An 18,419-nucleotide genomic window follows, 5' to 3' on the forward strand; every position below is an offset into this window, starting at 1 on the left:
CGGGTTGCTGACGATTATACTGATATTGCAGGTTCTTCTCTCCCTGCTCTCTGCCGAATAGAGAGGAGCCTCCTGTCTTGCCGGCGGCAGCCTGTTGACGGCTGCAACACTTATGCAGATTCATCTTACCAGGACAACCACGGATTGTCCGGCAACGCGATAACTCTTCTGATCATGCAGTACCACCTCTTCTCCCGGGGAACAACTTGGACCTTCCACGGTCAGGGAGGTGTCAACAAATCGCCGCCAGGGCTTGTTGCTGCTCGCATCCGGCAGGGCGAATTCAGTGGCTTTTGTCGACGCATGGGCGATCAGGTAGATTTGAACTTCATCAGCCGCACCCTGTAAGTGCATGGCCAGAGACTGGGACGTCTCTGACCAGTCTGGCTCGCGCAATCTGAAGCCGTGCCAGGTCAGGCAGCGCTCACCGCTTTCTTCCCCCTCGAAATGACGGGGGCGCAGCAAGGCATGTTGCTGGCGGAAAGCGATCAGGTGGCGAAAGAAGGTGAAGAGCTCCCGGTTGCTCTCAAGGTCGTCCCAATCGATCCAGCTGAGAGCGTTATCCTGGCACCAGGCGTTGTTGTTGCCCTGCTGACTGCGGCCCATTTCATCACCGGCGAGCAGCATCGGGACACCATGAGCCAGGATCAGCAAACTGGCAAAGTTGCGCACCTGTTTGTCTCGCAGAGTGCGGATCGCCGAATCCTCACTGGGCCCTTCGAAGCCATGATTGGCACTCAGGTTATGGTTGTCGCCATCGGCGTTGTACTCGCCGTTGCCTTCGTTGTGTTTCTCTCTGTAGCTGACCAGGTCGGCGAGGGTGAAACCGTCGTGACTGGTGACAAAGTTGATGCTGTGGTAGGGCGCCCGGCCGTCAACCTGGTAGAGGTCTGAGCTGCCGGCCAGACGGGTCGCCAGTACCGGGGTCATGGCCAGGTCACCACGAATGAAACGCCGCAGGTCATCGCGGAACTTACCGTTCCATTCGGCCCAGCGCCCGAAATTTGGAAAAGTGCCGACCTGGTAAAGCCCGGCGGCGTCCCAGGCCTCTGCGATCAGCTTGGTGTTGGCCAGCACCGGGTTGCCAGCAATGCGTTCCAGTAGCGGCGGGTTGGTCAGCACTTCACCATCGGGCCCTCGGCCCAGGATGGAGGCCAGGTCAAAGCGGAAACCGTCAACGTGCATCTCGGTGACCCAGTAGCACAAAGCATCGATAATCAGATCGCGCACCACCGGATGGTTGCAATTGACCGTGTTGCCGCAACCGGAGTAGTTGGCGTACTCTCCGGTCTCCGGATCGACGATATAGTAGACGCTGTTGTCCAGCCCGCGCATGGAGATGGTTCGGCCCTGTTCATTGCCCTCTCCGGTGTGGTTGAACACCACGTCGAGGATCACTTCGATGCCGGCCTTATGCAACGCCTTAACCATCTCCTTGAACTCGCAAAGCTGCGCGCCGGGCCTCTTGTCGACGGCGTAGGCAGCCTTGGGAGCGAAGAAGCTTAACGGGTGGTAGCCCCAGAAGTTGTGCAAAGCCTCTCCCGTTAAGGGGTTTTTTCGGTAGTTGTCGGCTTCGTCAAACTCGAAGACCGGCAAGAGTTCCACAGCGGTAACTCCCAGTTCCTGCAGGTAAGGGATCTTGTCAATGACGCCCAAAAAGGTTCCCGGGTGAACGGCCTGAGCTGACTCATGCCGGGTAAAACCACGCACATGCATTTCGTAGATCACTGATTCGGCCAGGTGACGATTGAGCGGCTGGTCCATCTCCCAGTCAAATTTGTCATCGACCAGCAGCCCGCGCCAATTCCCAGCCCTTGACGCCGCACGACTTGATTCCCGCCAGAGGGAAGGGCCTGAAATCGCCCGTGCGTAGGGGTCGAGTAAAACTTTGTCAGCATCAAAACGATGAATGGGTGACTCCTCTGTCGTGTCACGTGCAACCCGGTAACCGTACTCAAAACCCGGCAGCAGCCCTTGCACACAGAGATGCCAGACATCACCGGTGCGGTTGATTTTGGGGTCTAAGGGAAACTCCAGAAACGGAGCGAGGTTTCCGGGCTGGAAGAGGACAAGACTGAGAGTGGTTGCATGCCGTGAGAAGACAGCAAAATTAACCCCTTCGGCCAGATTGCTGACACCATAGGGTTGCGGCTGACCACGTAATACGGCAAAATCTGTCGTCACAGCATCGAGCAGGCGGTTATCGTGAGTAGCAGGAGTCATGGTGAACTTTCTGAAGGCTTCTAAAAAGGGGCTGTAAACCAAAGCAAGTTTTCACGCAGAGGAAAAGCTCTTATCGATCGTAAAATGTCTCTTTTTCTCTTTGCTGCTTTGCGCTTTGGCGATAATGAATGGGTTAAGCCTGTCAAGTTTTGTTTGGCTCATAGGCCCGTTGAAAATCCATCTGTCCCAGTGTACCAGAGTCTGGGATATCCTTCATTACGAGCAACAACTTTCCTGGAGGAAAAGTTATGCAACACACGATTCAACCGGGTTGCTATCGGCACTACAAAGGCAATCTCTACGAAGTCATCGACGTGGCAAGACACAGTGAAACTGATGAGCAGTTGGTGGTTTACCGCTGTCTCAGCGACGGCAACTCGTTATGGGTTCGACCCTTGCTGATGTTTCTGGAAACTGTTGAGGTGGCAGGGCAGAAAGTCCCACGTTTTGCCAGAATCGACCAGGTCGCCTGAGCTATTGCCCCAAAGCACCTGCAGATTGGCTGAGTATGAGGTAAAATGGTAGCGGGAGTCTTCGTATGTTTTTTGAAACGACATTACTGGGTAGCGTCGAGCTGGATATTACCATCAAGCTGTTGCTGGCAGCACTGGCCGGCGGGCTGGTGGGTCTTGAGCGCGAAAAGCACGGCCGCCCGGCAGGCTTGAGGACTAACCTGCTGGTGGCTGTCGGCTCCTGCGTCATGATGATCGTCTCAGAAGCTTTTTACCTCAAGTACGGTGTCTTTGACGCGGAAAGCACCTTGCGCCTTGATCCCTCCCGGGTCGCAGCACAGATCGTCACCGGTATCGGTTTCCTCGGCGCCGGGGTGATTCTCAAAGAAGGGGCCTCGGTTCGTGGCTTGACGACCGCCGCCAGCCTCTGGGCGGTTGCCGGGTTGGGCATGGCCTTCGGTATGGGATTCTTCAGTCTCGGCGTTATTGCCACAGCCCTGGTCCTGGTCAGCCTGACTTTCCTGAAAAAACTCGATCCGATAATGAAAAAGGATCGTTTCCTCACTCTGAGCGTAACGGCACTCAATCGTGATGGCCTGCTCGGAGAGTTATTGGCCGTTTTTGCCAAACGGAACCTCGAAGTGTCCAATATCAGCTCCCAGCTTGACTTCGCCCTCGATGAGCTCTTTTACCAGGTGGTCATCACTCAGCAAGAACGCAGCATTGGGCATGAATTGATGGAAGAGATCAAGCAACTGGAGGGTGTCCGGAAAATTCGTTATCACTAAACAGTACAGCAGTAAAGAAATCAGAATTCAATTTTGCTGCCTCTTTGCTGCTCTTAACTCTATTTCTGCGGGCTCAAGCCTGGTGCGCCGGTCTGAGCAGGTCAAAGACCGTCTTCACTGGATTGAAGGCCTCTGGCGGAATCTCGACGAACAGAGTGTGCCAGCCCGCCATGGCGCCATTCCATAGACCGGGAAGCTCCAGGACTTTAAGTTCTTGTCCCTCCATTCTCTTGCTGGTGATGATCACCGCATCTTCATCGACAAAACGATTCAAATCATAAGGTCTACCACGCCAGTCACTGACGCCACAGACCATGTCAACGGGGTTGAAGTGGGTAGAACCGGCCAGGATTTTCGCCTGTTCGGGATCGCTCTTGTCAATCTGCGCCCCTTCGACAATCTGCCGGGTCACCCGTCCATCGCTACCGCGCACCCAGAAAGGCCCTCCTCCGGGCTCACCGCTGTTGGGAACCATGCCACACACCCGCACCGGTCGGTCAAGCTTGTCGAGCAAGCTCTGGGTGTCGTCAGAGAGTGAGACGTCCAGCTGCAGCCGGTCGCCAAGGAAACAGACCGCCAGTTCCCGGGCCATAGGGTCTTCCGGGTGATCATGGAGCGCCTTGAGCAGAGCGTGCTGTTCTTCCTGCAGGGTCACGAGGTACCCGGTCAGCAGTTTGGCCCAGGTCAGGTTGGCGTCCTTGTGCACGTCGGGAACAACATTATCAATGTTGCGGATCAGGACGATGTCGCCAGACAGGTCATTGAGGTTTTTGATCAGGGCACCGTGCCCGCCGGGACGCAATACCAGGCGGTCCTCACTGTCACGTAGCGGCTGATCTTTCGCATCCAGGGCCAAAGTGTCGGTCGAAGCTTTCTGGGTGGAGTAGCTGACTTCGAAATGACAGCCGTAGGCCGCAGCAAGGGTCTCCTGCCAGGCGGCAAATTGCGCCTTGAACAGTTCAAGGTGTTCCGCGGAGACGGTAAAGTGCAGCCGAACAACACCGTCCAGACCGTTCAACAGCGCGGCTTCTGCGAGATGCTCAATAAAAGGTGTGCGGGAGCCGTCAACAGCAGCGTGGAAGGCTAACAGGCCTTTCGGTAGTCGTGAGTAGCTCAGGCCGCAGGGTTCCAGCAGGTAACGGACGATCAGGGGCAGGTCGCGGTCAGCCAGGGCTTGCTGTAAATCCTGGTCATCTTCCGCCATGGCGTTGTTCAGGTCTGGGTAAAAAGCGAAGGCCTCAATTTTATCGAGGAAACGTCGCAGGTTGAGCTCCGCCTGCGAGGCCCCTGTAAGCGGTTCGACAGCACGACAGGCATCAAAAACAGCTCTCTCGGCGTGCAGGGGGCTGAACATGCGTGATGCGGCACCTGAAGCCGGGACAAAGCGGCGCAGACGTCCGGCTGCGATCGCTGAGTCGAAGGCCTTATACAGGTAAGCGTGGGACTCAGGCTGAAGCTGCGTGATGCCGTCATCGACAGTGCAGCAGCGCTCCAGCGTGATATCGAGCTGACCACTGCGTAACCAGGCAAGCTGCCGGGCCGCTTTTGACGGCTCAATCTCCAGAGCTTCGAGTTGTTGCAGGTCCTCAGTAGAAAAATTCATGGATCACCCTGAAAGATTGGGGGAGTAAGGTCAGAAGAGCAGAACCGGGCAGGCGACGTTGTGCAGAACATAGTTGGCGACCGAGCCGAACAGGACATCGCGGATCTCTCCGGTGCTTTCGCGCCGACCGATGATCATTAGCTGAAAGGCCTCACCGTTGGCGATTTTGCAGATAGACTGTCGGGGCTGGCCAAATTCGAGGCGGGCCTCCACGGTAAAGCCGGCCTCTTCAAGGATGGCAACCTTGCTGTCAAGCACATGCTGCCCGGCCTTGCCGGCATTTTCCCTCACCATTTCGATCTGGAAGTCGGGAATCATGCGGTACGCCAATTTGTCGACATCGACAACATGGAGCAGGGTCAACTCTTTCGGGAAACGTTCTTTTAGGGCAATGATCTTTTTGAGAGTGCGATCCGCGGTCTCCGAACCATCGACCGGAATCAGTATTTTTGTTTCCATCAAAACCTCCCTCGTCTGAATTAGACGGTCAACCTAGCCAAGGCCAGCCTTTAAGGTGGCGGGTAGACCCAGTGAGGCAGGAAGAGCACCAGGTCGGGCCAGAAAGTCAGCAGCATCAGGATGGCAACCTGAATTAACAGAAACGGCAGCACCGCCTTGGAAACATAAATCAGATCACGATCGGCGACCGCTCCCGAAATATAGAGGCTGACACCCAGCGGCGGCGTGCAGTAGCCAATGCCCAGATTCAGGGTCATGAGCAGGCCGAAATGCATGGTGTCTATGCCGAAGCGACTCAGCAGGGGGAGAAAGATCGGTGTCAGGATCAGGGTGGCGGAAATGATATCCATGAACATGCCGATAATCAGCAGCAGGATATTGACCGAGAGGAGAAAAACCCAGGGGGTCTGAATATTCTCGACCACGGCGTTGGCGATCTGGCCGGGGATCTGCTCAAAGGTCAGGTACTCGCCAAAAACTGAGGCCCCGGCGACAATCACCAACAGGGTTGACGAGGTGATTGCAGACGAGATGACGACCCCCTTGATTTCACGTAGCTTGAGATCGCGGTGAATAAAGAGTTCGACAATGAAGGCGTAGAAGCAGGCGACCACAGCCGCTTCGTTGGCCGTAAAGTAGCCGGAGTAGATGCCACCGAAAATCAGGACCGGCAGCATCAGGGCCCAGAAGCTTTCGCGCAGGGTGGCAAAGACTTCCTGCAGGCTCGGCTTCGGCATGGTCACGGTGTCCCGGCGTTTGCAGAAGAAGTAGGCGTAAAGAGACATGAAGAACATGATCAGGACACCCGGAACGAAACCGGTTAAAAAGAGCGCCTCAAGCGGGTCGTTGGTGACCATGGCATAGAGGATCATCGAAATCGACGGTGGGATTATGACGCCGAGAATTGGCGCGGTGGTCATGACGCCTACAGAAAATTTCTCGTCATAATTATTTTCAAGCAGCGCCGGAATCATGAAGCCGCCGATCGCCACGACCGTGGCGACCGTGGAACCGGAAATGGCGCCGAAGAAGCCACAAGCCAGAATCCCTGCCATGGCCAGACCGCCAGGCAGGAAGCCCACCATGCAATTCGCTGTCTTGATCAGTTTTGAGACGATGCTACCGGTGGTCATGATGTTGCCGCACAGGACGAAGAAAAGCACAACGATCAGAGCGAACTTGTCCATGCTGCGGTAGAGAACTTCGATAACGATCTGTGGATCGATACCGGCAATCCAGACCAGGCCGACCATACCGGTAAAGAAGAGTGCCATGAAGACCGGGATCGTTGTAGCCAGGCAACCGATCAGCAGCGCCATAATGACGAGGTAATTGGTTTCCATCAGGCCACCTCGTCTTCAACTGGCGGTTCGCAGAGTTTGATGCCGAACCAGTCTTCAACCATGATAATCAGGGTGCGAACAAACATCATCACGCCCATGATCGGCAGAACCGCGTAGAAATACCATTCGGGAATTTGCAGTGACGCTGTTTTGGCGTATTCGTCGTAGTAGACCATTTCAGTCAGGGAATAGCCGAGCTTGATCATGAAACCGGAGAAAACCAGCACACCGATATGACTGAAAACAGTAAGTGGCTTCTTCAGGAAGGGAAAGAGTTGGGGCAATGCGTCGATACGGATCAGTGAACGGTTGCGGATTGCCGCGATACAGCCGACATAGGTGGTGAAGAAGATTGTCTTGCGCACCACTTCGTCGGACCAGTAGAGGTTGACGTCGTTGGTCAGTTTACGCAGGGCGACATTGGCGATCGCAACCGACAGGGCAACCATGACTGTCGCGAAGAGACTCCAGTCCTCGACGAAAGAGAACACACGGTGAATATAGTAGATAAGTTTTTTCATAGGAAAGAGGCGCGTCGCCTGTAGGCGAGGCGCGAAAAGCAGAAAACCCCAACGTATAGATGTTTAAAAATATGGCTCACTTCGCCATTGAGGCGTTGCCGCAAAAAAAACGACCGGGAAGAGAGCCTCTCCCCGGTCGCAGATCATAGCTGTTTTTGTATCAAGAATCAATTACCGAGCGCAGCCTGCACCTTTTTGAAATAATCCATGCCGATCTTCTCTCCCCACTTCTCATAAACAGGAGCGATCTCATCGATTAACTGCTGCTTTTCGGCGTCGGATAGTTTAGTAAAGGTGACGCCTGCTTCCTTGGCCTTGGCAACCTGGGTGTCGTGTTGCTTGCGGGTCAGCTCGCGGGTCGCTGCACTCTCTTCCTTAATAGCAGTCAACAGGATCTCCTGCAGGTCTGCAGGCAGCTTATCGAACCAGCGCTTGTTCATCAGGTGGATGAAAAGTCCCTGGGCATAGTCGAGCTCGGTAAAATTCTTGGCAATGGTGAATTTCTTGGTGATGTTGCAAACGATCGCGGTGTGATCAAGGCCGGTGATAACACCGGTTTGCAGTGCCTGGGGAACGTCCGGCCAGGGCATGACCGTAAATTTCATGCCCCATGCCTTGTAAAAGTCCGCGTTGAGTGGCGCCTGGGCAATCCGGAAGTTAATCGACTTGGCGTCTTCGATGGTTTTGACCGGGGTGGTGGTGGCCCAACCGTAAGGGCCGTAACCGGTGACGTCAACCGTCATGATGCCGCTTTTCAGGGCGCTGTCAGCAAAAGGCTGCCAGAGCTCCGGAGTGTTACGGAACGTGTCGAGTTTATCGAAAGTATCGACAACATAAGGCATGTTAACGACTCCGAGGGTGTCAGCAACATTCTGTGCCGCCACCGAGGAGCTGAGCATGCCGTGCACGGCACCGAGCTTGAGCTTGTTGATAACGTCTTTCTCGCCGCCGAGCTGGGCCAGGGGGCGGAAGTCAACATAGAGGCGGCCTTTGGAAGCTTCCCAGACGCGATCGCGAATCCGGTAGCCTGCACCGACACCTTCAATAACCGGGTGTGAGATGTTAGAGAGGATGTAGGTGTACTCGGCACCACTCGAATCAAACTTGGGCTTCCAAGCCGCCAAGGGGTCTTTCTTTTCTTCTGCAGCGAAGCCGGCAGAAATACCGACAACCAGGGTGAGGCAGAAAGCCAGAACCAACAGAGACAAACGTTTCATGAGAGCCACTCCTTAAGAAATTGAGGTTAAAAATAACCTTATAAGACAATGATTGAAATCCGAATCTTAAAGCAAACCGTGTTTTATTTCAATTTTTTTTATAGGAAACACTCAGTTAGCCAAGTATTCATTTTTGCATAACCAAAAATCCAGACATTCAAATCCAGGGGGAAGGCAATCGCCACACAGAAAGCGTCCTTTCTTTCCCAGATTAAGATTAAAAAGAGCCAATAATATGCTATTATTAACGTTCAAGGTTGACGTTAACGTAAAAACAATATATATGTTTTTTTGAATACTTGTAGTGTGGGTATTCTCTTTTGATTTATCTGACAGACTTGTCGTTTGCGGTGAATTATATTCACTCCTTTATCGGCATATCTGCACTCAAGACCGTCAAGGCCAACAATGACAGGCAAAGCAATGAAAGCTAAGCAATTCTTTTCTCTTCTTCTGACCCTACTGATCTACCTGCCGGTGTTCGCCGCCGGTTCGGAACTTCCGGAGATCTGGACCGCTCGGCAGGCCATCACTTTTGCCAGGCAGAACAACCCGGACAGCCAATTGGCCGCGCAGCGAATTATTGAGGCTGATGCCATGCTGCAGAAGTCCTCTGTGACTTTTTATCCCCAAGTCGAGCTCTTCAGTAACTACATCCAGACGAACAACCCGATGTATTCCTTTGGGAACATTCTCAACCAGGGGGAATTTTCTCCGGGGATCGACTTTAACAATCCCGGGCGTACCGACAACCTCGGACTGGGCGTTGGGGTACAGTACCGCTTCTACAACGGTGGTCAGGATCTGGCGCACAAGAATGCTGCCAGAGCCGGGGTCGACCTCTCCGCCGCCGCAAGTGAGGCGGTCAGCCTAAGACTTGAGTTTGAAGTCTTCCGCGGTTTTCAGCGAATTATCGAAGGCAGAAGGCTTGTGCAAGCACGACAGAAGGCGCTGGAAGCTATCACATCCTCGCTGACTGTTGCACAAGCCCGCTATGACGCAGGGGATCTCCTCAAGCTTGACTTGCTGAATCTTGAGGTAGAGAAGTCTGTCGCCATGGAAAATCTGATTGAGGCGCAGCATAATCTTGAATTGGCCAGAAAGATATTTCTGACGCTGCTGGGGTTACCCGGGGAGGATCTGAAGATTGAGATCAATGACGCAGAAGGACTAACCCTGCCGACAGATCCCGATCCGCGACAGCGCCCGGAGTTAAGAAGCTTGACCGCAGCTCTTGAAGCCGGAGAATCACAGCTGGCTGCGGCACGCGGCACGCGCATGCCGACAGTTGACGGTTTTGCCCGTTATCAGTACGACCGGGGGACGGTTCTGGATGGTGACGGCGACTCCTGGATGGCCGGTGTTAATTTGAGCTTCAAGCTCTTCGACGGTTATCAATCCGGAGCCGATATTGCCCTGTCTGAAGCGCGGCTGGGAGCTTTGCGCGCCCAACAGAAGAAGCTGGAGTTGGCGCTTGGCCTTGAAGTAACTCAGGCTCAATTAACCTTGGCGCTGGCCCGGCAGCGCCAACAAGTCACGCAGAAGAACGTCGAGCAGGCTGTCGAAAGTGAAAATTTATCCCAGGCCCGATTCCGTGCCGGGTTGCTTTTGATTTCCGAGCTGATTGATAGCGAGAATCGCTTGACAGATGCACGGGTTCGCCATGCCCTTGCTTCATCTGCCGTACAGATCGCCATTGCAGATCTGCGGCGCGCGGCCGGTTTGCCGCAATATGCTGAAGACCTCAATCAGACCACCAGCATGGAGAACCAGCCATGACGCTAAACAAGAGCTCACTGTTTTTAAGCCTGTTGTCCCTGTTGCTCTTCTCCGGTTGCAATGATCCCCTGGAGAAACCAGCCGCCACATCCCTGCCTCCGGTTGAGGTTAAGGTCGAAACTCTCGCCCTGAGCGAAGTGCCCATTCAGGTTGAGCTGGCTGGGACCCTGCAGGCGGTCGAGCACATCACGGTCTCGGCACGCGTCGCTGGCCAGATTGTGGAACTGCCGGTGCAGATCGGTTCGAAGGTCAGAAAGGGCGACCTGCTGATAAAAGTTGCTGCCGCTGAAATTAACGCCCGGGTTCAGCAGGCCGAGACACAGCTTGCTCAGGCAAGGCGCAACCTGGCACGGGAAACCCAGCTACAAGAGGTCAATGCTTCGACCCGGACAAAGGTCAAAACGCTTGCAGAGCTGGTACAAATCAATGAGGCTGTCTACCGTGAAGCACAAACGATCCTCGGCTATACGCAAATACGTGCGCCCTTCGCAGGGACCGTAACCGGTAAGTCGGTCGACGTCGGTGACCAGGCTGCGCCCGGCGTTCCTCTCCTGAAGCTGGAAAACGGCTCAGCACTTGAAGTCGTGATCCAGGTCCCTGAGGGTCTGTCACATTCTTTAACGCTCGAGAGCCGACTGCCCTTGACTGTGCCTGCGGCCGGACTGACACTGAACGCGCAAATCCGGGAAATCGCGCCAACGGTTGATCCGGCTTCGCGAACCACTCAAATAAAGTTGATGCTACCCTCTGCTCCCGGGTTGCATAGCGGTCAGTTTGCCCGGGTCGCCTTGGTTGACAGCCATGCGACAACTTTGCTGGTTAACAGCAAGGCCCTCAGGAAAAACGGGCAGTTGCAACAGGTTTTTGTTGCAGAAAAGGGCCTGGCCCGCATGCGTCTGGTCCGCATCGGCGCAGAGTTTGATGGACGCACCGAAATTCTTTCAGGTCTGCAAGCCGGGGATCAGGTTGTGAACGAGGCAAGCGATAAACTGCAGGATGGCCAACCTCTTAAGGTAACAACGGACAGGTCGGCACAATGAGCGCACCACAGGTTGAAAAAGCCGGCTTTGCCGGGCAGCTCGCCAAATATTTTATTAATTCGAGGCTAACGCTGCTGATCGTAGTCTTCTCGATGCTGCTCGGTCTGATGTCGATCAACATGCTGCCTCGCGAGGAAGAGCCGCAGATCAAGGTGCCGATGATCGATGTTCTGGTCAGCATGGCCGGTGCCACACCCGCCGAGATTGAGCAGCAAGTCACCATCCCGATGGAAAAGCTGCTCTACGAGCTGCCGGGGGTCGAGTACATCTATTCAACCTCGATGACCGGTCAAAGCCTGCTGATAGTCAGGTTTTATGTCGGCGAGGATTCTGAAACGGCCATTGTTCGCCTCAATCAGAAGCTGGCCACCAATTTTGACCGGATTCCGCCCGGGGTCTCCCGGCCCCTGGTCAAGCCGCACTCCATCGATGATGTGCCGATTCTGGCTTTGACCTTCCATGGAGGAGGCTATGACCATTTTATGCTGCGGCGACTGGCGGCCCAGGTTGATGACGAAATCAAGACGATCGCTAACGTCGCTGAGACGAAACTTATCGGCGGCACCCGGCGGCAGGTGCGGATTGAGTTTGACCCGCTGCTGCTGGAGGCACGTAACCTGACGCCAGAGCAACTGGTTCCGGCCTTCCAGCAGGCGAACACGCAGCAATACACCGGAAAGCTCGAGTCTCTTAACCAGCAGGTGCTGCTGCAGACCGGACAGTTTCTCAGCTCCGCGGCCGAGATCGGCCGGGTTGTCGTGGGCGTTTATGACGGCCATCCGGTTTATCTCGCTGATGTCGCGCAGATCATCGACGGTCCGCAGGAACCTGACAGCTACGTTCTCTACGGCGAAGCGGGACAGAGTGAAGAAGCGGCGGTGACCCTGTCGGTGGCAAAACGGCCAGGGACCAACGCCATCGATGTGGTCCATGCGGTCGAAGCTAAAATCGACCTCCTCAGAGGAAGCATGATCCCGACCGATATCAAGGTCAGTGTCACCCGCAACTACGGCGAGACCGCCGCTGAAAAATCGAATGAGCTGCTGCTGCATATGGGCATCGCGGTTTTTGGTGTCGCCCTTCTGATCTTCTTCTTTCTCGGTTTTCGCGAAGCACTGGTGGTCTTGCTGGCGATCCCCACGACCCTGTCCCTGACGCTTCTGGTTTTTTATCTCTATGGCTACACCTTGAATCGAATCACCCTGTTTGCGCTGATCTTTTCCATCGGCATCCTGGTTGATGACGCCATTGTGGTGGTAGAAAATATCGTCCGCCACATGCGCCTGCCCGGAGGCCGCGACAAAACGATGTTGACGATTGCCATCGAGGCGGTGGCCGAAGTTGGCAAGCCCACCATTCTGGCGACCTGGGCGGTAATCGCGGCGATTTTGCCGATGGCTTTTGTCGGTGGCCTGATGGGACCCTACATGCGACCGATCCCGATCGGTTCGTCGGCGGCCATGATCTTTTCGCTGCTGATCGCCTTCACCGTCACGCCCTGGGCAGCGATTCGTCTGTTGGCCAAAGGCAGAGAACCCAGGGACGATAAAGAGACTAGCCCGTTGGATCACGATCGTGCGCCCGATGATCTCTTGACCCGCCTTTACCATCGGGCCATGGACCCCTTGCTTGCCAGCGCCGTTTCGCGCACGCTCTTTTTCACCACGATTACCCTGCTGCTGCTGGGTGGTTTTTCCATGGTCTATTTTGGCTTGGTCAAGGTCAAGATGCTGCCTTTTGACAACAAGAGCGAGTTCCAGGTGATTCTCAACATGCCCGAAGGTTCGACTCTTGAGCAGACCAGCCGAGTAGCCCTCGAGATGGCTGCTGTGGTTCGCGAAGATCCGACGACAACCGATTACCAGATCTACGTCGGCACGGCGTCACCATACAATTTCAACGGCCTGGTCCGTCATTATTTCATGCGCAGCGGGCCAACGGTGGCTGATATCCAGGTCAATCTGCTGCCCAAAGACAGGCGTTCACTGCAGAGCCATGATATCGCCGTACGCATGCGGCCTGGGATCGCTGAAATCGCGGAAAAATATGGGGCCGCTGTCGCCATCGCGGAAGTCCCGCCCGGGCCGCCGGTGCTGGCAACGCTGGTCGCTGAGGTCTATGGCAGCAGCGATGAGCAACGTCTCAAGCTGGCGCAACGCGTCAAGGAGATCTTTGACACCACGGCTGGCGTGGTTGATGTCGACTGGTACCGCGAAGCCGAACATAAACGACTGGTTCTCGAAGTCGACAAGGAGAAAGCCGCTCTCAATGGCCTCAGCGAAGGGGCCATTACCCGCACCGTGCAAATGGCGGTTCAAGGGCTGCCGATAGACTTGTTTCACCAGCCGGCCGACAAGGAGGATATCGCTGTCGTCCTGCAGCTGCCAGCGAGCCAGCGGGCCCGCATAGACAGCATTCTGAATATTTCACTTCGGTCGACTGACGATGTGCGTGGGGCCTTGGTGCCGTTGCGTGAACTGGTCACGGTCACCGAACAAGCAGTCGAGCAACCGATCTACCGCAAGAACCTGAAACCTGTGATCTACGTCACCGCAGATGTGGCCGGCGAAGTTGAAAGCCCGGTTTATGCTATTTTTGACATGAATCGGCAACTGGCGGATCTTAAAGCCAGTGAATTTGGCGGCGATGGTGAGGCGGTTGAAATTTTCAACCTCAACCAGCCATTTAACAGTATGGAACCGTCGATCAAGTGGGATGGTGAGTGGCATATCACCCTCGAGGTGTTTCGTGATCTCGGCCTGGCCTTTTGTGCGGTGATGATCCTGATCTACATGTTGATGGTCGGTTGGTTTAAAGACTATTTCACGCCACTGGTTGTCATGGCAGCGATCCCCTTTTCTCTGATCGGCATCCTGCCTGCACACTGGGCCCTCGGAGCTTTCTTTACCGCAACCTCGATGATCGGCTTCATGGCCGGCGCCGGTATCGTGGTCCGTAACTCAATCATCCTGGTTGATTTTATCGAATTGCGCATCAGTCACGGTCTGCCGCTGGCCGAAGCGGTCGTCGAAGCCGGAGCCATTCGCTTCCGACCGATGCTGCTGACGGCACTTGCCGTAGTGGTCGGCGCCTCAGTGATCCTCGCCGATCCGATCTTTCAAGGCCTGGCCATCTCCTTGATGTTTGGAGAAATTGCCTCCTTGCTGGTCAGCCGCATGGCGGTCCCGGTGCTCTATTACATGCTCAAAAAGCCCAAGACACAACCAAAGGCAGCATGAGCCTGCCTGATTTATACGTTTATTTTACGCATCTTTGCATGCGGCTTCCGATCACCTGCCCTGCATGACTGGCAGCTCAACAACCAAGAGCGAAGTTTAGACTAAGGAGAATCTTATCATGACCATTAATCGTTACCTGCGTATGATCGCCGGATTTTTTGTGATGCTCAGCGTCGTCCTTTCCCAGGTGCATTCGCCCTACTGGCTTTTCTTCACTGCCTTTGTCGGTCTGAACCTGTTTCAGAGTGCCTTCTCCAACTGGTGTCCGATGATCACCATTCTTCGAAAACTGGGAATCAAGGAAGGATGAGCACCGCAAAGATCGCAGGCGAGTTGTTCGATGAGGGTCACAGTTGCACCCGTGCGGTGTTGCAGGCCTCAGTTGGCAGCACCAACCAGGAACTGCTGGCAGCAACGGAGGGCTTCAGCTGCGGTATCGGCAAGAGTGGCTGTCTCTGCGGTGCCATTACCGGTGGTGTTATGGCTCTCGGCCTGAACTGGCGCGCCGATCGTTCTGCAGACTTGATCGCCGCCTTTAAGGAAACTTTTCAAACCTCCTGCTGCCGTGGACTTTCCAAAGGCTATGAATGGATGAGCGAAGAGCATCAGAGAAATTGTCGCAAGATCACGGTGGCCGCGGCCGGGATGGTCGAAAAATTGTTATACGACCTCGAATAGACGGGAGCATCTCTCAACGATAGGGCCTGTTCTTAAAGGCTGCGGGTTTGTGCAGCCTTTAACTGTTTCCCGAAAGCCCTTTTGTATTATGCGCCCCCCGCACACAAACTATTCTCAATCAGGTTGTATTTATGCCTGATTGAAGATAAATTGATTTTCAGTAACGGCTCGGAATCTTTGGCGACATGGCTGACATCGCGGAGCTCTTTCCATTGAAGAACGTCTTTATTGTCACGCCCAGTTATTTAATCAAGAAGAAACGAGACTTTACCGGTGGTATCAAGCAGCTCACCGGATTGGGCTTCAACGTCATCAACCCGGAATTCCCGGAAAAACTCCCCTCACCGCAAGCGAAAGCCGACCAGCTCCACAGGGCGTTTGCAGACCCATATGTCGATATGATCCTGGCTTTGCGTGGCGGCTACAGTGCGATGAAGTCTCTCCCTTACATCGACTTTGATCTGATAAAAAAACACCCCAAAATCATCGCCGGCTTCAGCGACTTGAGCGCATTGCTCAACCCGATCTTCGAGCGCACAGGGCTGGTGACCTTGCACGCCCCCATGGTGATCAACCTGGGAACACCAACACTCTTCACGCTTAAATCGCTGGTCAACGCCGTTACAGGCTATCCGGAAAAAAACCTGTTCAAAGGAGCCCGCTGCAAAGTCTACAATCCCGGCTCTGCCAGCGGAATTCTCAAAGGCGGCAACCTGATTACCCTGACCGCCCTGATCGATACGGAGTGGGAGATCGACACGGCCGGCTCGATCCTGTTTCTCGAAGATGTCGATGAAGAGTTGCATGGGGTGGACCGCTTGCTGACCCAGTGGATCCTTGCCGGAAAGCTCAACGGAATCAAAGCTCTCATTCTCGGCGATTTCCGCGGGATCGGCAGCCAGAAAATCTACAACATCCTGGCTTCGCAAATGGCCTTAAGCGTGCCGGTTGTGCATTGTCCTTACATCGGCCATGTTGCGAACAAGATCACCTTGCCGATCGGCGCCAGGGTTGAGCTGAACACGGACAAGAAGCAGCTCATGATAAGAAAGATGTCTTTCCCCGGAAGGAACCCATGAACATACTCTGGCTGATCATGATCTGCGTCAGTATCTTCTTCGCCATTTTTACCGGCAATCTGGAGGCGTTCACCAAATCGATCTTCGATGGCGCAAAAGCGGCCGTGGAGATCTCGCTTTATCTCCTCGGCATCGTCTCGGTCTGGATGGGGATCACCAGGATCCTCGAAGACTCCGGCCTGATCTACCGGATCGCGCATCTGTTCAAGCCGATTATTTCCCGGTTGTTCAAAAACATCCCCGGTGATCATCCATCCATTACGGCCATCACCTTAAACGTTCTGGCCAACCTGTTCGGGCTCGGCAATGCCGCCACACCGCTGGGAATCAAGGCCATGCAGGAACTCGATGGACTCAATGAGGACAAAGGAACCATCACGCCTGAGATGATGACGTTTATCGTCATCAACACCGCCAGTATCCAGCTGATCCCCTTCTCCGTGATCGGCATCCTTGCCAGCTACGGGCATCGAAATCCGGCCGCGGTCGTGTTTCCCATACTGATCGCCACCGCGATCTCCACCATGACAGCGCTGCTGGTGCTGGCTGCGTTCAGGAGGATATTCAGATGATAGAGAACGTCGAATACCTCTCGCTACTCATCATTCCGCTGTTCATTCTCTTTACGGTCCTTTACGGAACCTTGAAGAAGGTCAGAGTCTATGATTCCTTCGTCACCGGGGCTAAGGAAGGACCGGCCATTATCCTGAACATTTTCCCCTACCTTTTAACCATCTTCGTGGCCATTAAAGGCTTCCAGGCATCAGGCGCTTTCGACTATGTCAGGAATGCCTTTTACAGCATGTTCGCTTTTCTGGACATCCCGATAGAAGCCTTATCCATGGCGGTCATGAAACCTCTCTCCGGAAGCGCCTCGACCGCACTTTTTACCGATATCGTCACCACCACCGGCTCCGACTCCATGGCCACCCACATGTCAGCGATCATCGTGGGCAGCGCCGAAACCACTTTTTATGTGCTGGCCGTTTATCTTGGCTCCGTCAGTATCAGGAGAACCCGTTATCTTGTGCCGGTCTGTCTGGTTGCGGACTTTATCGGCATCGTTATCGCCGTCTTCGTTGCGAAGTGGTTTTTCTAGGTGCCTGACGGACTATGCGGGGCGAAGCGAAAAATCGGATTTTTGAAGACAGCTTTTGGCTCGTTTGCAGGCTCATGCCTAGTCCGAGAGGCTCCTAAATGTGCAGAGTTCTGGGTATCACCAATTTCGAATATTCAAAACATCATAAGATCGTTGAACGGTTCTGCGAGCTCGCGCGCAGCGGCGTGGTCATGGACGAAGACCCGCCCGGACATGAAGATGGCTGGGGCTTGGCCTTCTACCAGGAAAGACAACTGGTCGTTCATAAAAGCGGCGTCAGTCTTTTGCATGAGACCGACAAGGTCATCGGCATACTCAGCAGGTTGAAGAGTTCGTCTTTAATGATTCTCCACCTGCGCAAATCCGCTTGGGACGACAGGTTCAGCACCCGGCACGCCCATCCTTTCCTCATCGACAACAACGTGTTCTTCCATAATGGAGTGGTCTACGACTACCAGGCACTATTGCCCGACATCACCCTGCCGGGCCTCGGAACAGATGCACTCGATACCGAGGTTTTCTTCTATCACGTTATGAGTGGCAATGGTCAGGACATGGGCCGGGATTTTCTTGATACGGCTGCACTTATAAAGCGCAAGCACAGATATTCCGCGATGAACTGCCTGTTCAGCGATGGTTTGAAGTTTTTCGCTTATCGTGACTACGCCAAGGAACCGGACTACTATTCTCTCTACAAGGCCTTATCGGATAACTCCTGCCTTATTTCATCCGAACCCCTGGATAAAAAAATGCAGTGGGATATGATGGCACAGGAAGAATTCTTGACGATTGATCTGGATGCCTAGATATGGGGACACGACATGATGTGTCCCCGCACAGAAAAGTAACTTTCCCCATACCATCAGCTTTCACTTTTCCTCGTTCCACGTGCCACCAAT

Annotated in this window: 17 protein-coding genes; 11 read left to right on the plus strand and 6 right to left on the minus strand. The window is 54.4% G+C overall.

Going from position 1 to position 18,419, the window contains the following annotated elements; genetic code table 11:
- Positions 1–120: 120 nt before the first annotated feature.
- Positions 121–2,223, minus strand: a complete 2,103-nt coding sequence (glgX, locus tag P9J64_12200; GenBank protein ID MDG5469083.1) for a glycogen debranching protein GlgX — start codon at positions 2,221–2,223, stop codon at positions 121–123.
- A gap of 248 nt (positions 2,224–2,471) precedes the next feature.
- Between glgX and P9J64_12205 the strand changes: the two genes are divergently transcribed.
- Complete coding sequence (locus P9J64_12205; GenBank protein ID MDG5469084.1) at positions 2,472–2,696, plus strand: DUF1653 domain-containing protein; 225 nt, start codon at positions 2,472–2,474, stop codon at positions 2,694–2,696.
- A 65-nt stretch (positions 2,697–2,761) separates the two neighbouring features.
- Positions 2,762–3,463, plus strand: coding sequence for an MgtC/SapB family protein (locus P9J64_12210; protein ID MDG5469085.1), 702 nt, complete (start codon positions 2,762–2,764; stop codon positions 3,461–3,463).
- A 73-nt stretch (positions 3,464–3,536) separates the two neighbouring features.
- Here the strand turns inward: P9J64_12210 and P9J64_12215 are convergent, their stop codons facing one another.
- The 5 genes from P9J64_12215 to P9J64_12235 all read right to left on the minus strand — a co-directional run bounded on the left by P9J64_12215 (position 3,537) and on the right by P9J64_12235 (position 8,606).
- A complete protein-coding gene (locus P9J64_12215) occupies positions 3,537–5,066 on the minus strand; it encodes a DUF4301 family protein (protein ID MDG5469086.1) in 1,530 nt (509 codons plus the stop codon).
- 30 nt (positions 5,067–5,096) lie between these two features.
- Complete coding sequence (locus P9J64_12220; GenBank protein MDG5469087.1) at positions 5,097–5,525, minus strand: universal stress protein; 429 nt, start codon at positions 5,523–5,525, stop codon at positions 5,097–5,099.
- A gap of 50 nt (positions 5,526–5,575) precedes the next feature.
- Positions 5,576–6,868 carry a TRAP transporter large permease gene (locus P9J64_12225; protein ID MDG5469088.1) on the minus strand — a complete coding sequence of 431 codons (1,293 nt, stop codon included), beginning with the start codon at positions 6,866–6,868 and terminating at the stop codon, positions 5,576–5,578.
- Positions 6,868–7,389: a TRAP transporter small permease subunit gene (locus tag P9J64_12230; protein MDG5469089.1), complete on the minus strand. Its 522-nt coding sequence runs from the start codon at positions 7,387–7,389 to the stop codon at positions 6,868–6,870. Before P9J64_12230 ends, P9J64_12225 begins: the two co-directional genes overlap by 1 nt.
- A 167-nt stretch (positions 7,390–7,556) precedes the next feature.
- Entirely contained in the window at positions 7,557–8,606 is a 1,050-nt protein-coding gene (locus P9J64_12235) for a TRAP transporter substrate-binding protein (GenBank protein ID MDG5469090.1), read from the minus strand.
- A gap of 423 nt (positions 8,607–9,029) precedes the next feature.
- Here P9J64_12235 and P9J64_12240 point away from each other — a divergent pair, with 423 nt between their 5' ends.
- The 9 genes from P9J64_12240 to P9J64_12280 all read left to right on the plus strand — a co-directional run bounded on the left by P9J64_12240 (position 9,030) and on the right by P9J64_12280 (position 18,326).
- Positions 9,030–10,385, plus strand: a complete 1,356-nt coding sequence (locus P9J64_12240) for a TolC family protein (GenBank protein MDG5469091.1) — start codon at positions 9,030–9,032, stop codon at positions 10,383–10,385.
- Positions 10,382–11,425 carry an efflux RND transporter periplasmic adaptor subunit gene (locus P9J64_12245; GenBank protein MDG5469092.1) on the plus strand — a complete coding sequence of 348 codons (1,044 nt, stop codon included), beginning with the start codon at positions 10,382–10,384 and terminating at the stop codon, positions 11,423–11,425. Before P9J64_12240 ends, P9J64_12245 begins: the two co-directional genes overlap by 4 nt.
- Complete coding sequence (locus tag P9J64_12250; protein ID MDG5469093.1) at positions 11,422–14,664, plus strand: efflux RND transporter permease subunit; 3,243 nt, start codon at positions 11,422–11,424, stop codon at positions 14,662–14,664. The genes P9J64_12245 and P9J64_12250 overlap by 4 nt, the downstream gene beginning before the upstream one ends.
- 118 nt (positions 14,665–14,782) lie before the next feature.
- Complete coding sequence (locus P9J64_12255; GenBank protein MDG5469094.1) at positions 14,783–14,974, plus strand: DUF2892 domain-containing protein; 192 nt, start codon at positions 14,783–14,785, stop codon at positions 14,972–14,974.
- Complete coding sequence (locus tag P9J64_12260; GenBank protein ID MDG5469095.1) at positions 14,971–15,342, plus strand: C-GCAxxG-C-C family protein; 372 nt, start codon at positions 14,971–14,973, stop codon at positions 15,340–15,342. Before P9J64_12255 ends, P9J64_12260 begins: the two co-directional genes overlap by 4 nt.
- 185 nt (positions 15,343–15,527) lie before the next feature.
- Entirely contained in the window at positions 15,528–16,421 is an 894-nt protein-coding gene (locus P9J64_12265) for an LD-carboxypeptidase (protein ID MDG5469096.1), read from the plus strand.
- Complete coding sequence (locus P9J64_12270; protein ID MDG5469097.1) at positions 16,418–16,993, plus strand: nucleoside recognition domain-containing protein; 576 nt, start codon at positions 16,418–16,420, stop codon at positions 16,991–16,993. Before P9J64_12265 ends, P9J64_12270 begins: the two co-directional genes overlap by 4 nt.
- On the plus strand, positions 16,990–17,520 hold the full coding sequence (locus tag P9J64_12275) for a spore maturation protein (protein MDG5469098.1): 531 nt from the start codon (positions 16,990–16,992) through the stop codon (positions 17,518–17,520). The genes P9J64_12270 and P9J64_12275 overlap by 4 nt, the downstream gene beginning before the upstream one ends.
- A 98-nt stretch (positions 17,521–17,618) precedes the next feature.
- Entirely contained in the window at positions 17,619–18,326 is a 708-nt protein-coding gene (locus tag P9J64_12280; GenBank protein MDG5469099.1) for a class II glutamine amidotransferase, read from the plus strand.
- Positions 18,327–18,419 lie beyond the last annotated feature (93 nt).

The sequence above is a fragment of the Deltaproteobacteria bacterium IMCC39524 genome (genome assembly GCA_029667085.1).
In the GTDB taxonomy this organism is placed as follows: Bacteria; Desulfobacterota; Desulfuromonadia; order Desulfuromonadales; family BM103; genus M0040.